The organism is Escherichia sp. 20412-1 (assembly GCF_003027595.1).
GTDB lineage: Bacteria > Pseudomonadota > Gammaproteobacteria > Enterobacterales > Enterobacteriaceae > Escherichia > Escherichia marmotae.
In genome coordinates this window covers 20,523-35,605 of sequence record NZ_PYQM01000025.1, presented here as the reverse complement: position 1 = coordinate 35,605, position 15,083 = coordinate 20,523, and the positions used below count along the sequence as shown (strand labels likewise).

Annotated in this window: 15 protein-coding genes; 7 read left to right on the top strand and 8 right to left on the bottom strand. The window is 50.7% G+C overall.

Features of this window, described 5'->3' with window-relative positions; translation table 11 throughout:
• The first annotated feature begins 42 nt into the window (after positions 1-42).
• The gene (locus tag C7B16_RS16350; RefSeq protein ID WP_000470721.1) at positions 43-939 is read left to right on the top strand and encodes a LysR substrate-binding domain-containing protein; all 897 of its coding nucleotides are present in this window, start codon (positions 43-45) and stop codon (positions 937-939) included.
• Positions 940-1,032: 93 nt separating this feature from the next.
• Here the strand turns inward: C7B16_RS16350 and metE are convergent, their stop codons facing one another.
• Positions 1,033-3,294 (bottom strand): 5-methyltetrahydropteroyltriglutamate--homocysteine S-methyltransferase, encoded by a 2,262-nt coding sequence (metE, locus tag C7B16_RS16345; RefSeq protein ID WP_000153915.1) that lies wholly within the window; start codon positions 3,292-3,294, stop codon positions 1,033-1,035.
• A gap of 117 nt (positions 3,295-3,411) precedes the next feature.
• Between metE and metR the strand changes: the two genes are divergently transcribed.
• On the top strand, positions 3,412-4,365 hold the full coding sequence (gene metR, locus C7B16_RS16340; protein WP_000573631.1) for an HTH-type transcriptional regulator MetR: 954 nt from the start codon (positions 3,412-3,414) through the stop codon (positions 4,363-4,365).
• On the opposite strand, the gene bioP is transcribed toward metR, so the two are convergent.
• The 3 genes from bioP to pldB all read right to left on the bottom strand — a co-directional run bounded on the left by bioP (position 4,253) and on the right by pldB (position 7,060).
• Complete coding sequence (gene bioP, locus C7B16_RS16335; RefSeq protein WP_001196250.1) at positions 4,253-5,152, bottom strand: biotin transporter; 900 nt, start codon at positions 5,150-5,152, stop codon at positions 4,253-4,255. The two genes, metR and bioP, sit on opposite strands and share 113 nt — an antisense overlap.
• 75 nt (positions 5,153-5,227) lie before the next feature.
• Positions 5,228-6,028 (bottom strand): sugar/pyridoxal phosphate phosphatase YigL, encoded by an 801-nt coding sequence (gene yigL, locus C7B16_RS16330; RefSeq protein WP_000285344.1) that lies wholly within the window; start codon positions 6,026-6,028, stop codon positions 5,228-5,230.
• Between the two features lie 15 nt (positions 6,029-6,043).
• Positions 6,044-7,060, bottom strand: coding sequence for a lysophospholipase L2 (gene pldB, locus C7B16_RS16325; RefSeq protein WP_105268313.1), 1,017 nt, complete (start codon positions 7,058-7,060; stop codon positions 6,044-6,046).
• A 110-nt stretch (positions 7,061-7,170) separates the two neighbouring features.
• Between pldB and rhtB the strand changes: the two genes are divergently transcribed.
• A complete protein-coding gene (gene rhtB, locus C7B16_RS16320; RefSeq protein WP_000142511.1) occupies positions 7,171-7,791 on the top strand; it encodes a homoserine/homoserine lactone efflux protein in 621 nt (206 codons plus the stop codon).
• 59 nt (positions 7,792-7,850) lie between these two features.
• Here the strand turns inward: rhtB and rhtC are convergent, their stop codons facing one another.
• The 3 genes from rhtC to pldA all read right to left on the bottom strand — a co-directional run bounded on the left by rhtC (position 7,851) and on the right by pldA (position 11,365).
• Positions 7,851-8,471 carry a threonine export protein RhtC gene (gene rhtC / locus C7B16_RS16315; protein WP_000928833.1) on the bottom strand — a complete coding sequence of 207 codons (621 nt, stop codon included), beginning with the start codon at positions 8,469-8,471 and terminating at the stop codon, positions 7,851-7,853.
• 63 nt (positions 8,472-8,534) lie between these two features.
• Positions 8,535-10,364 carry an ATP-dependent DNA helicase RecQ gene (gene recQ / locus C7B16_RS16310; RefSeq protein ID WP_107179915.1) on the bottom strand — a complete coding sequence of 610 codons (1,830 nt, stop codon included), beginning with the start codon at positions 10,362-10,364 and terminating at the stop codon, positions 8,535-8,537.
• Between the two features lie 131 nt (positions 10,365-10,495).
• Positions 10,496-11,365 (bottom strand): phospholipase A, encoded by an 870-nt coding sequence (gene pldA / locus C7B16_RS16305; protein WP_016262691.1) that lies wholly within the window; start codon positions 11,363-11,365, stop codon positions 10,496-10,498.
• 165 nt (positions 11,366-11,530) lie between these two features.
• Between pldA and yigI the strand changes: the two genes are divergently transcribed.
• The 4 genes from yigI to C7B16_RS16285 all read left to right on the top strand — a co-directional run bounded on the left by yigI (position 11,531) and on the right by C7B16_RS16285 (position 13,973).
• The gene (yigI, locus tag C7B16_RS16300; RefSeq protein WP_107179909.1) at positions 11,531-11,998 is read left to right on the top strand and encodes an acyl-CoA thioesterase YigI; all 468 of its coding nucleotides are present in this window, start codon (positions 11,531-11,533) and stop codon (positions 11,996-11,998) included.
• Positions 11,999-12,215: 217 nt separating this feature from the next.
• Positions 12,216-13,103, top strand: coding sequence for an EamA family transporter RarD (rarD, locus tag C7B16_RS16295; RefSeq protein WP_107179908.1), 888 nt, complete (start codon positions 12,216-12,218; stop codon positions 13,101-13,103).
• 94 nt (positions 13,104-13,197) lie between these two features.
• A complete protein-coding gene (locus C7B16_RS16290; protein WP_107179907.1) occupies positions 13,198-13,578 on the top strand; it encodes a hypothetical protein in 381 nt (126 codons plus the stop codon).
• A gap of 14 nt (positions 13,579-13,592) precedes the next feature.
• A complete protein-coding gene (locus C7B16_RS16285) occupies positions 13,593-13,973 on the top strand; it encodes a DUF2628 domain-containing protein (protein ID WP_107179906.1) in 381 nt (126 codons plus the stop codon).
• Positions 13,974-14,015: 42 nt separating this feature from the next.
• Here the strand turns inward: C7B16_RS16285 and corA are convergent, their stop codons facing one another.
• Positions 14,016-14,966: a magnesium/cobalt transporter CorA gene (corA, locus tag C7B16_RS16280; protein WP_000947160.1), complete on the bottom strand. Its 951-nt coding sequence runs from the start codon at positions 14,964-14,966 to the stop codon at positions 14,016-14,018.
• Between the last annotated feature and the right edge of the window lie 117 nt (positions 14,967-15,083).

The following is a 15,083-nucleotide window of genomic DNA, read 5'->3' as shown; positions in this document are numbered from 1 at the left end:
TCTGGAGTGATTCAGCCACTTTACCACTGACCAGGGAGCCTTATGTTCATCTCAGATGAAACGCTTCGTGTTATTCATCTGGTCGCCAGACACCAGAGCATTACCACCGCAGCCGAGCAGTTAAATAAAGTTCCTTCCGCCATCAGCTACACCATTAAGAAAGCGGAAGAGAGTCTGGGCGTTGAACTGTTCATTCGTAAGGGACGCTATATTGAATTATCTCCGGCCGGGAGTTACTTCATCGAACATAGCAAAACTATTCTGGGCGACCTGGAAGCATTAAAGCGCAACACAGTGCTGATTCACGATGGTATTGAACGTGAACTGACAATTGCGGTGAACAATATTATTCCTGGTGATTTGCTGGTGGCATTCATTCGAGATTTTGAACGGCAATTCACATCAACAACACTGACGGTAGATCTTGAGGTATACAACGGCTGCTGGGATGCGCTGTACAGTAAGCGTGCCGATCTGGTCTACGGTGCTCCTCATGCAGTGCCAAGCAGTGAAGGCATCATTAGCGAACCGGTCGGACAAATGGAATGGGATTTTGTCGTCAGCCCACTCCACCCACTGGCAGCGAAGCGGCATCCATTAGAAAACAGTGAATTGCGTCATTATCCGGCGGTTTGTATCCGCGATACCTCCGTTAATTTCCCCCCGATGCAAGCCTGGCTACTGGAAGGACAAAAACCCATTTTTGTTCCTGACTTCACTACGGCAATCGCCTTAATAGAACAAAACGTCGGTATTGGTTATATTCCACATCATCTGGCATTGCCGTTATTAAATAGCGGTAAATTACTGAAAAAGCCGATGCGCGAACATAAACACGCCACCAAGTTATTTCTTGCCGCTCGTTCCGATGGTATGGGCAAAGCCTGTCAGTGGTGCATTGAGTATTTAAGAAATCCGCAATTAATTTTCTGCTCCTGAAGATCCACTTAATACCAGTCACACATAGCAAAATGGCTTCCAGTGCTGGAAGCCATCATCGTACTGCAATTTACAGTGACTCGTTAATACTCATCACCCCCGACGCAAGTTCTGCGCCGCCTGCACCATGTTCGCCAGTGCCGCGCGGGTTTCTGGCCAACCACGCGTTTTCAGGCCGCAGTCCGGGTTGACCCACAGGCGCTCTGCCGGAATACGTTGTGCCGCTTTCTTCAGCAGGGATTCAATCCATTCCACGCTCGGTACGTTTGGCGAGTGAATGTCATAGACGCCAGGACCGATTTCATTCGGATAATCAAACTCTTCAAACGACTCCAGCAACTCCATGTCGGAACGCGAGGTTTCAATGGTAATGACGTCTGCGTCCAGCGCCGCAATCGAATCCATGATGTCGTTGAACTCGCAATAACACATGTGGGTGTGAATTTGCGTTTCATCCTTCGCCACGGCGGCGTTGATACGGAAGGCCTCTACGCCCCACTGGAGATAGGCATCCCAGTCGCTGCGACGCAGCGGTAAACCTTCGCGCAGTGCCGGTTCGTCAATCTGGATGATGCCAATTCCAGCGGCTTCCAGATCCGCCACTTCATCACGCAGCGCCAAAGCGATCTGTTTAGCGATGGTTTCACGGCTGACATCTTCACGCGGGAACGACCAGCAGAGAATCGTCACCGGCCCCGTCAGCATCCCTTTCACCGGTTTGTCAGTCAGCGATTGCGCATACTTTGCCCACTCAACGGTAATCGGCGCCGGACGGCTAACGTCACCAATGACAATCGGCGGCTTAACGCAGCGGGAACCGTAGCTCTGTACCCAACCGTTTTGTGTGAAGACAAAACCGTCGAGATGCTCGCCAAAGTATTCCACCATGTCGTTACGTTCAGCTTCGCCGTGCACCAGCACATCCAATCCCAAACGTTCCTGCTCAACAATGGCCTGCTTGATATGTTCCGCAATACCCGTGCGGTAGTTGTTGGCGTCAAGATTGCCCTTTTTGAAATCCAGACGCAGGGTACGAATTTCCGTGGTTTGCGGGAAGGACCCAATCGTGGTGGTCGGCCATGCGGGCAGTTTAAAACGCGCACGCTGGGCTTCAGCACGCACTTCATAGACATTCGCACGCTGACTGTCCTGGGCGGTAATGGCTGCCAAACGTTTTTCTACAGCCGGATTATGTACGCGGGTTGAGTGACGGCGCGCCTGAATCGGTGCGCTCCACTCTGCCAGAGCTGCCGTGTCACCACTGTTCAACGCATCACGTAGCAGTGCCAGTTCATGACATTTTTGCAGGGCGAAGGCAAACCAGCTTTTCACTTCTGCATCAAGGCGCGTTTCCACGCTCAGGTCGATAGGGCTATGAAGCAGTGAGCAGGAAGATGCCACCCATAAATCACGTTTACCGACAATGTCCTTAATTTGCGCATATTTCTCGGTGAGATCGGCGCGCCAGACGTTACGACCATTGACCAGTCCGGCAGACAGCAGCCAGTCAGAAGGCAGGCGCTTGTGTAGTTCTGCTACATCATCTTTGCCATGTACGAGGTCGACATGCAGACCCTGAACAGGCAGCGCAGTAATCGTGTCGAGGTTCGGTGTTACGCCTTCAAAATAGGTGGTCAACAGCAGTTTCACCTGCCCCTGCAGTGCATCGTAAGCAGGTTTATACGCGTCCAGCCACGCCTGCGGCAGTTCCAGTACCAGCGCCGGTTCGTCGATCTGTACCCACTCAATGCCACGTTTTGCCAGTTCCGCCAGAACTTGCTGATAAACCGGCAGAATGTCATTCAGCAGACTCAGGCGATCAAACTGTTCACCTTTCACTTTACCCAGCCACAGGTAGGTGACCGGTCCCAGTAGCACAGGTTTCACCTTGTGACCCAGCGCCTGCGCCTCATCCACTTCATCCAGCAACTGCGTCCAGGTCAGTTTGAATTGCTGCCCTTTAACGAACTCCGGCACCATGTAGTGATAGTTGGTGTTAAACCATTTGGTCATTTCCGCCGCCGCCGCAGGTTCGCCAGTTGGCGCACGTCCACGACCAATACGGAAAAGGGTGTCGATATCTACAGAACCATCTTTGTTCTGATGACGCGCCGGAACGTTACCCAGCAACAGGCTGGTGGTCAGAACATGATCGTACCAGGCAAAGTCGCCCACCGGCAGCAAGTCGATACCGGCCTGCTTTTGTTGATCCCAGTGACGGGCACGCAATTCACGCCCCACCGCCAGTAATTCTTCACGCGTGGAGTTCCCCGCCCAATAACTTTCTTGTGCTTTTTTCAGCTCGCGACGCAGGCCAACGCGAGGAAAACCGAGGGTGTGATTAAGAATTGTCATTATATGCCCCTTATGGAATTTTTAGTATTTAGACGTCCAGATGTTTACACATCCATAATTGGCGGTTACTGTATATTCCTCAAGCGCAAATTATTCATGCCGAAGTGAAGGACTTTCATGATCGAAGTAAAACACCTGAAAACGCTACAAGCGTTGCGGAACTGCGGCTCGCTCGCAGCCGCTGCGGCGACGTTGCATCAGACGCAATCCGCCCTGTCTCACCAGTTTAGCGATCTGGAACAACGTCTTGGCTTCCGGCTATTTGTGCGTAAAAGCCAGCCGCTACGCTTTACGCCGCAGGGAGAAATCCTGTTACAACTGGCAAACCAGGTACTGCCGCAAATCAGTCAGGCACTGCAAGCCTGCAATGAACCGCAGCAGACTCGCCTGCGTATCGCCATCGAATGTCATAGCTGTATTCAGTGGCTGACGCCCGCGTTAGAAAACTTTCATAAGAACTGGCCGCAGGTCGAGACGGATTTTAAATCGGGCGTAACCTTTGACCCGCAGCCCGCGTTGCAACAGGGCGAGCTGGATCTGGTGATGACATCCGATATTCTGCCGCGCAGTGGCCTGCATTACTCGCCAATGTTCGATTATGAAGTGCGTCTGGTGTTAGCACCTGACCATCCACTGGCTGCGAAAACGCGGATCACGCCGGAAGATCTCGCCAGCGAGACGCTGTTAATTTATCCGGTGCAGCGTAGCCGACTGGATGTCTGGCGGCATTTTCTTCAGCCCGCAGGCGTCAGTCCGTCACTGAAAAGCGTCGATAACACCTTATTGTTGATTCAGATGGTTGCCGCGCGGATGGGTATTGCCGCCCTGCCGCATTGGGTGGTGGAGAGCTTTGAACGCCAGGGTTTGGTAGTGACTAAAACCCTTGGCGAAGGATTGTGGAGCCGACTGTACGCCGCCGTTCGCGATGGCGAGCAGCGTCAGCCGGTTACGGAAGCGTTTATTCGCTCAACGCGCAATCACGCCTGCGATCATCTGCCGTTTGTGAAGAGCGCGGAGCGACCCACTTACGATGCACCCACAGTGAGGCCAGGATCACCAGCGCGCCTGTAATAAACGTTGGCCAGTGCGGCTGTTGGTGCCAGATTGCCAGGTTAACCAGCAGCCCTGCCGGAACATGCATATTATTCATAATACCCAGCGTTCCGGCGTCCACCTGAGTCGCGCCGTAGTTCCACATAAAGTAACCAATCCCGGAGGCCACCACGCCAAGAAACACCAGAATGCTCCATTGCAGCGTAGTTTCCGGCATTTTCTGCGTATTGCCCAGCAAGAACCATGCAATCACCGCCACCAGGAACGCGCCGAGATAGAACCACGCAAAGGCGTTATGCTGCGGCATCGGGCGGGTTTCCATCAGGCGTTTATAGCCCACCATACCAATCGCGAAAGTGATATTGGAGAGTTGCACCAGCAGCAGGCCAGTCCAGAAATGGTCAGTGACCTGATCGTAACGAATAATCCCGGCACCAATAACTGCCAGCAAGGCGCTAAAAGCGTAGCCCCAGCGCAGACGGCGCTTACTCATGATGTCATAAATCAGCGTGATGTAGAGCGGCGTCAGGACGGTAAATAACAGCAGTTCAGAGACAGTCAGGTAAAGATAGGCACGGAAACTAAGCATATACATAATGCCAAGCTGCATCGCGCCCACCAGCATATACAGGCCAATGGTTTTCAGGCTATTGCCTCGGGTACGCAGGAACGGCAGGAAAACGAGCGCCGCCAGGCCAACGCGTACCAGCACCGAAAAATAGCTGTCGACGTGCCCCGCAAGGTACTCGCCGTAAAAGCTAAAGGAGAAGGCCCACAGAATAGTGGTGATGATTAGTAGCGCCACAATGGAAAACTCTTTGATTAACGAGTATCCATTGTAGCGAAGTATCAGGTTGACAACTGAACAAATAAAGAACGATTACGATAAATAGAGCTTACGCAGATAATGCGGCACCGCGTCTTCGGCATTAGTCCCAATGACTTCCAGTTCCGGATGCAGATCTTTCAGACGCTGGTGCGCGCTGCCCATAATGCAACCTTTCCCCGCCATCGACAGCATTTCGGCGTCGTTCATCCCGTCGCCAAAGGCAATGCAATCCTTCAGACTGTAACCCAGTTTCTTCGCCACCGCTTCCAGCGCATGGCCTTTAGAAACACCGCCAGCCATCACTTCCAGACAGGTTAAGGTAGAGAAGCTGACGTTGACGCGATCGCCCCAGCGAGCATTGATTGCTTGCTCAAGTGGTAACAATTTTTCATGAGAATCGCAGGTGAAGAATACTTTGCTGACGCCTTCCGGCTCCAGCAATCCCGGCTCATACAGAGCATATTTGAATACCGCTTCTTTAAAAAAGCGCATCTCTTCCGGGCGGTGGCGGTTCATAAACCATTCATCATCACGATAAACGTTAGTAATGATGTCCGGGTTGTCGTTGACCACGCCAAACAGATCGCTGGCAATGTCATGATCCAGGTTATGAGCAAAAATCAGATTGCCATCGAGGTCGTGAACGCGCGCGCCATTGGAGGTGATCATGTACGACTTAATCTCCAGATTATCGCGAATTTGCCCCACATCGACGTGGTGGCGACCGGTCGCAAACACAAAGTTGATACCGCGCGCAGTGAGCAATTTCAGCGTTTCTTTGGCGTAAGGGGACAACGTATGGTCGGGGGAAAGTAACGTACCATCTAAATCAGACGCAACAACCTGATACATAAGAAATTTAAACCTCTATAACGAGCGACTTCCGCTGGATGTGTTATGCCGGTCGAAAAATTCGACGATGGCGTGGAGCGCGACTGAGCGCATTGCGTCCTTTTCAAAAAGGATCTCGTGGTACGCACCTTTAATTACCAGCGGTCGCCCCCCTTCTACAGGATGACCCGCTGCGGCGCGGAGTTCACAAAAACGGTCGTGCATACGGTTATCTACCACACGTTCTTCTTCGGCCTGCAAGAGAAGCGTTGGTGTGGCGTCATTACCCGCACCGGCTAACACCTGTTCGCCAGCCAGAATACTTTCGCGTACCCAATGGTAGGTCGGCCCACCGACGCGAATCGTTGGATCATCAGCATAGAAGCGTAAATTACGTCGATATCGCTGTCTGCTGTGGGTCAGTACATTGATGGCAAACGGCAGCGCGCGCCAGCGACCGGTGCCTATTGCATAGCCATCACGAAAACGTGGGTGCGCTTCAGCCCAGTTAAGGATTTTCCGCGCCATAAATGACGGCATACGAATCACAATACCGAACATTGGTGCAGTTAGCGCAATGGCGTCACATACACCTGGATGGCGTTGCAGAAATAATGTGGAGATCGCGCCGCCCATCGAATGTGCCAGTATATAGCGTTTACGCCACGGGCCTGGCTGGATCTCTTGTTGCCAGAATGCCGCCAGGTCATCGACATAATCATTAAACTGGTTCACGTGTCCGAGATGCGGATCGGCTAACAGACGACCGGAGCGTCCCTGCCCTCGATGGTCGATGATTAACACATCAAACCCCAGATGGAACAGGTCATAGGCTAGTTCGGCATACTTTACATAGCTCTCAATGCGCCCCGGACAAACGACGACTACCCGGTCATGTTGCGGAGCGCAAAAACGGACAAAGCGCACCGGAATATCATCCACGCCAATAAACTCTGCCTCGTCCCGCTGACGCCAGAAGTCAGTCAGTGGCCCCATCGTAAAAGCAGCAAACGCTTTTTCTCTTGTTTCCCAGTCTTTTTGCTGCTGAAACATCGGGTAATCTGCCTCTTAAACCACGTAAAATCGTTTTTTTAAGCGTGTCTGACACAACGCCGCGACAGTAGCGTATTGTGGCACAAAAATAGACTATCCGGGAGATTCCCATGACCTTTGAATGGTGGTTCGCCTACTTGCTGACATCGATCATTTTAAGCCTCTCGCCAGGCTCTGGCGCAATCAACACCATGACGACCTCACTTAACCACGGTTATCGCGGTGCGTTAGCGTCTATCGCTGGACTGCAAACCGGACTGGCGATTCATATTGTATTGGTTGGTGTGGGTTTGGGTACGCTATTTTCACGCTCGGTTATTGCTTTTGAAATATTAAAATGGGCAGGTGCCGCCTACCTGATTTGGCTGGGAATTCAGCAATGGCGCGCCGCCGGAGCTATCGACCTCAAGTCGCTGTCCCCAACCCAATCTCGCCGTCATCTGTTTCAGCGAGCCGTGTTTGTGAATCTTACTAATCCCAAAAGTATTGTGTTTCTGGCGGCGCTATTTCCACAATTCATCATGCCCCAGCAGCCACAACTGATGCAGTATATCGTGCTCGGCGTCACCACCATTGTGGTCGATATTATTGTGATGATCGGTTACGCCACCCTCGCCCAACGGATTGCACTCTGGATTAAAGGGCCAAAACAAATGAAGGCGTTGAATAAGATTTTCGGCTCGTTGTTTATGCTGGTGGGAGCACTGTTGGCATCGGCCAGACATGCCTGAAAATCATGTCGGATACGGCGAAACGCCTTATCCGACTTACTCTGATGACGCGTCAGGTATCAACGCGAAATAATCAAATGTATGCCAAATCCGGCAAATAACGCTCCGGCAAAACCATCGATCCACTTCGACAGGCGCTGATAACCACGGCGCATCTTCGGCAAGGCAAACAGGCTGGCAACGACGGTAAACCACGCCAGCGTTTCGATAATGATCAGCGCGAAAATGCCCCAACGAGCGGTGGTGCCGACGTTATCACCGACAAACAGCGAGAACACCGAACCAAAGTAGATAATCGCTTTAGGATTGGCGAGATTCGTCAGCAAACCTTTCAGGAAACTGCGTCCACTTTTCGCCAGTTCCACCTGTGGTGCAGGCGCGGAAACCGTCTCTTTTTTCAGTGCGCCGCGCAGCATCTGGTAACCCATCCAGCAGAGATACAGCCCACCGCCAACCATAATCAGCGTATGCAGCCAGGCCATTTTTTCGATAATCAGATGCAAGCCAAGCAGCGCGATCCCTGCCCAAACCATTACACCACAGGTAATACCCAACACGCCCATCATCGCTTCTTTACGGGAACGACTAACGGCAGTCTGAGAGACAAAAAAGAAATCGGGACCGGGACTCATAAGCGCCACAATATGCACCATGGCAACGGTGAGGAATAACATCAACATACATTTGACTCGTGGGGAAAACGTTTACGGAATATTCATCCTGGCACTTTTTTATGCCGATGACTACTCTTCGTCGTCACCGTCGACATGCGCGCGGATCAGCGTCATAAACGGTTTGCCAAAGCGTTCCAGCTTACGCATCCCGACACCGTTAACGCTCAACATTTCGCTGGCGGTGATCGGAATCTGCTCTGCCATCTCAATCAGCGTTGCATCGTTAAACACGACATATGGCGGAACATTGCTTTCATCAGCAATAGACTTCCGCAGTTTGCGTAATTTGGCGAACAGCTTGCGGTCATAATTGCCGCCGAATGATTTCTGCATCACCTTCGGTTTAAGCGCCACAATACGCGGCACGGCGAGTTGCAGAGGGGATTCGCCACGCAGCACCGGGCGCGCGGCTTCTGTCAGTTGTAGGGCAGAATGCTGGGCGATGTTTTGTGTCACCAGACCGAGGTGAATCAGTTGGCGAATTACGCTCACCCAGTGCTCATGGCTTTTCTCACGCCCCATGCCATAGACTTTCAGTTTGTCGTGACCGTAGTCGCGGATACGCTGGTTATTGGCACCGCGAATCACTTCCACCACATAGCCCATACCAAAACGCTGATTCACCCGGCCAATGGTGGAAAGCGCAATCTGCGCATCGGTTGAACCGTCGTATTGTTTCGGCGGATCGAGGCAGATATCGCAGTTACCGCACGGCTCCTGACGACCTTCGCCAAAATAGTTCAGCAACACCAGACGGCGACAGGTTTGCGCTTCGGCAAATGCGCCCATCGCATTGAGTTTATGGCGCTCGATATCCTGCAACTGCCCTTGTGGCTTTTCTTCCAGACAACGACGCAGCCACGCCATATCGGCCGGATCGTAAAACAGCATCGCTTCCGCTGGCAGGCCATCACGCCCGGCGCGACCGGTTTCCTGATAATAGGATTCAATGTTGCGCGGAATATCAAAATGCACCACGAAGCGAACGTTAGGCTTGTTGATGCCCATGCCAAACGCCACGGTCGCCACGACAATTTGCAGATCATCGCGCTGGAATTTCTCCTGCACATCGGCGCGGACATCGTTTTCCAGTCCGGCGTGATACGCTGCTGCGCTAATCCCCTTGCTTTGCAGACGCGCGGCGGTGTCTTCCACTTTCGCCCGACTGTTACAGTAAATAATGCCGGACTTACCCCGCTGTTCCTGCACGTAACGCATCAGTTGATCGAGTGGTTTAAACTTCTCCATCAACATGTAGCGAATATTCGGGCGGTCAAAACTGCTGATTTGAATCAGCGGATCGTTCAACCCGAGCAGGCGCACAATATCTTGTCGCGTGGTGTCGTCGGCGGTGGCTGTCAGCGCCATAAATGGCAGCATCGGGAAACGCTGGCGCAGTTGACCAAGCGCGGCATATTCCGGGCGGAAATCGTGTCCCCATTGGGAAATACAGTGCGCTTCATCAACGGCTAATAAGACAGGATTCCAGTGCGCCAGATGCTCAAGGAAGTTATCCAGCATCAGGCGTTCTGGTGCGATATACAGCAGGCGAATTTGCCCGGTACGGCAGCCAGTCATCACTTCAAGCTGCTGCTCGCGGGTTTGCGTTGAGTTAAGGCACGCCGCCGCCACACCGTTGGCTTGCAGTTGATCCACCTGGTCTTTCATCAACGAAATCAGTGGTGAAACAACAACGGTCAGGCCGTTCAATAACAACGCAGGAATTTGATAACACAGAGATTTGCCGCCGCCGGTTGGCATAACGACGAGGCAATCGCGACCGGAAAGTACGGTGTCGATAATTTCTTCCTGGCCTGGGCGAAACTGTTGGTAGCCAAAGGTTTCTTGTAAAACCTGTTTAGCTCCGGACTCCAGATTCAACACTTCCGCCTGCGCCACATTCACCCCGATTGCCTGAAATAAAAACAGGCGCTATTTTCAGCGCCTGAGCGAGAAACTGCAATGCTTTTAGCGCCAGGATGGATAATGTTGGAAGTAAGATTCCAGTTTTGCCTGCCGCTCAACTCGCATTAGAACAGGTCGTTTAGCATAACCCCCACACCGACGCGGGTCTGGTTAAAGTTATAGTCGATAAGTGATTCACCGTAACCGCTGTAGACCTGAGTATAAAGACGCACATGTTTGGTGATTGGGTAACTTAAGCCTAACTCTGCGCCGCCGTAACCGGTGTTCCAGTTATACTGCCCTTTCGCGCTCAATACCGCATCACCGAGGTGATAGCCGATTTTAAGCTGGTAGTAACCCATATATTTGGTGATATCCGGGTTATCGTCCGTATTACCCACCACATACCACGGCTTCACTTCTACCAGCCAGTTACCGTGTTCTGCCATCAGGCGGGTATAAAGGCGGTTCCAGCTACGGGACGTCGGGTCAGAACGCCCGTTCGAGTCATGGTTGTAGCCCATCTCCACATCACGCAGTGTCCAGCCTGCAAAACGGTAATCGGTAGCAAAACCGAGGAACAATTGCGGTTCATAGTTGGTTTCACGAAACGGCGATGACTCTTCGCTATTAGAAAGCTGCCACCAGGATTTCTGGGTGTAGGAAGCGCCCAGTACAGAGTTTGGCCCCAAAATCCCCCGCCACAGCGGAAACGCCAGACTCAACTGGAATTTCACTTCATCCTTACGCGCGTTTTCTGCCCAGTCGTAGCTGGCAATCGCTTCTTTATTCAGATCGCTGGTCTGGGTATAGATGATGTAGTTGGTGTCATAAGGATAAAGGGTGAAAGGATTATCATGCTCCTGCAACATATTGGCGATAATGCTGCCACGTACTGCAGGCGCATCATGCACATCTTTCACCGTTGCCTCTTGCGCATTTGCCACTATCGGCAGCATACACACCGGCAACAAGCAGCCCAGTAGAGTCCGCATCGATCGTGTTCTCCGTAACGAATTATTGATTAGATGAATATTTTTTCTGCGGGCTATTTTACATACTTAACTCAATTGCCGTTAGTTATCCCTTCCTAAAGTAGAAACCAACAACAAAGAAGCATAAAATCAACATTTCATTAACCACTGAAGTGTAAGGATGATATGTCTGCCGTACTGACTGCCGAAAAAGCCCTGAAATTAGTGGGTGAGATGTTTGTTTATCACATGCCGTTTAATCGGGCATTGGGGATAGAACTGGAGCGTTACGAGAAAGAATTTGCGCAACTGGCCTTTAACAATCAGCCAATGATGGTTGGTAACTGGGCACAAAGCATTTTGCACGGCGGGGTGATTGCGTCGGCGCTGGATGTCGCCGCTGGCCTGGTATGTGTAGGTAGTACCTTAACCCGCCACGAAACCATCAGTGAAGATGAACTGCGCCAGCGGTTATCGCGGATGGGAACCATTGATCTTCGCGTCGATTATCTGCGCCCAGGCAGAGGCGAGCGTTTTACAGCCACCAGCAGCCTGTTACGTGCGGGTAATAAAGTCGCCGTCGCCCGCGTTGAACTGCACAATGAAGAACAACTTTATATTGCCAGTGCTACCGCCACCTATATGGTGGGTTGAAAATCTAAAAGCAGGTAAACTGCTGAGACTGATAACAAACGCAAATTGCCTGATGCGCTACGCTTATCAGGCCTACCAGAGAAATGCAATATATTGAGTTTGCATGATTTTGTAGGCCAGATAAGGCGTTAACACCGCATCCAGCATGGGCAAAGCGCACTTTGTCAGCAATCTGAGCAGGTAAGCTGCCGTTAACAATTAAAAATGAGTTTTTCCAATGGATACCAAACAAACGCGGCAGGGCGTATTACTCGCTCTTGCCGCTTATTTTATTTGGGGTATTGCTCCTGCGTACTTCAAGCTGATTTATTACGTACCTGCTGATGAGATCCTGACGCATCGTGTAATCTGGTCGTTTTTCTTTATGGTGGTGCTGATGAGCATCAGCCGTCAGTGGTCCTATTTAAAAACCCTGATTCAGACGCCACAGAAAATCTTTATGCTGGCAGTCTCTGCTGTGCTGATTGGTGGCAACTGGCTACTGTTTATCTGGGCAGTGAACAATCACCATATGCTGGAGGCGAGTCTCGGTTACTTTATTAACCCGTTGGTGAACATTGTGCTGGGAATGATTTTCCTCGGTGAGCGGTTCCGCCGGATGCAGTGGCTGGCGGTAATTCTGGCGGTGTGTGGTGTGCTGGTCCAGCTCTGGACTTTTGGTTCGCTGCCAATCATCGCGCTGGGTCTGGCATTTAGCTTTGCCTTCTATGGTCTGGTGCGTAAGAAGATAGCGGTAGAAGCACAAGCTGGCATGTTAATCGAAACCATGTGGCTGCTGCCCGTGGCGGCGATTTATCTGTTTGCTATTGCTGACAGTTCTACCAGCCATATGGGGCAAAACCCAATGTCGCTGAATTTACTGCTGATCGCTGCTGGAGTTGTCACCACCGTTCCGCTGTTGTGCTTTACCGCCGCCACGCGCCTGCGTCTCTCCACTCTGGGCTTTTTCCAGTATATTGGCCCGACGCTAATGTTCCTGCTGGCAGTAACGTTTTATGGTGAAAAACCGGGTGCCGATAAAATGGTGACATTTGCCTTTATTTGGGTGGCACTGGCGATTTTTGTAATGGATGCGATTTATACGCAGCGTAGAACGACCAAATAAAAAATAAATATATTCTGAAAAAATATGCCTGCTCTTGCACGAGAGTGGGCGTATTGTCATGCTGGCAGGAGATTAAGACAAGGATGTAAAATTAATGTTACGTGTATTTATTCCAACATCTGATGGTAGGATTTCCAGACGCCATTATATATTGTCATTTACTTTGACAAACCTAATCTGCACCTTTCTTATTGTCTTCTTTGCAAATGTGGAAGCAAATTTTCTTGTTATAGCCTCTACTCTCTTACTCCATTATCTCGTCATCAACATGAGTTGCCAACGACTCCGTGATAGTGGGTTCACGTATATAAAAACTTATATTTTTGGTACATTAGCAGTCTATATCGTCTCTTTCATCACAATGATTGCCGAACATTTTGACTGTTCAGGCACTGGTTCGATGATTTTCTTAATTTGCTACTTTTCCACTTTCAGTATGCTAATGCTTGCACCTACTGATTCATCAAAAAAATAGTTAAGGGAGTATTTATGAGTAAGGAATATATGAACGATGGTTCATTAACTGAAAAATGGAAATTTCGATTTAATTTTTATGAAAAACATGGTTTTCCTGGATTCTGGGGAGCAACACCTGAATATAAAACAGCATATAAAGAATTAAAAATAAGACAACGATTAACTATTCAAATGAATTTTATTGCTTTCTTCTTTTCCTGGATATATTTATTTGTTCTCGGGTTATGGAAAAAAGCGATTATAGTTCTATTACTTGGCATTTTATCTCTATTTGTCGGTGCATTAATTGGCGTTAACATTCTGGGAATTGTTGTAGTAGCCTATTTTGCTGTTAACACGAATAAATGGTTCTATGAGAAAGAGGTAAAAGGATTAAATACCTGGAGCCTTTGAATGACCGGTGGCTTAGCCTGGCTAAACCACCATTCTCGTTTTTTACAACCAGTTCTTCCGCTTAAAGTACAGATACGGCGCCAGGCCCGCGAGGATCATAAAGATAATTGCGCCCGGGTAGCCGAAAGTCCACTTCAGTTCCGGCATAAACTCGAAGTTCATCCCGTAGCTGGAAGCGACCAGCGTCGGCGGCAGGAACACGACGGATACCACCGAGAAGATCTTGATGATGCGGTTCTGCTCGATGTTGATAAAGCCCATCGCCGCCTGCATCAGGAAGTTCACCTTCTGGAACAGAGACTCGTTATGTGGCAACAGGGATTCGATATCACGCAGGATCTCGCGCGCCTGCTCCAGTTGCCCACCCGGTAAGCGCGCTTTGCGCACCAGGAAGTTGAGCGCACGCTGGGTATCCATCAGACACAGGCGAACTTTCCAACCGATATCTTCCAGTTCTGCCAACGTGGAGAGCGCCTCGTCGTACTCATCGCCCTGACGCCCTTCCATAATCACCCGGCTCAGTTGCTCCAGATCGCTGTAGATGTTTTCAATTTCATCTGCCAACTGTTCAATTTTGGTTTCGAACAAATCCAGCAGTAACTCGTAGGCGTTACCGTCAACCATCGACTGGCTACGGGCGCGCATACGATACAGACGGAATGCAGGCAACTCACGCTCACGCAGGGTAAACAGGCGGCCATCACGGATGGTAAATGCCACGGTGGAGTTACCGGCGTGATCTTCCGCATCTTCAAAGAAGAAGAAGGAGTGAATATGCAGGCCGTCATCGTCTTCAAAGAAACGTGCCGATGCTTCGATGTCTTCCAGTTCCGGGCGAGTTGCCAGGCTCTGGCCAAGTTCAGATTGTACGCGCAGTCGCTCGTCGTCATCCGGTTCGACAAGATCAATCCATACTGCATTGACAAGGGGTTGTGACTCTTCGACTTCCAGCCGGGTCAGTCGGTTATTTTCCAGTTGAAATGCGCTCAGCATGACCGGGACTCCCAATGCTTAAAATATCGGACAGTTCGGTGGGCACACAGAAACATATTGGGTTTCAGACCATTAAACAGCCTGACTCAGCGCGACGGGAAAAATTGAGGTCGCTGA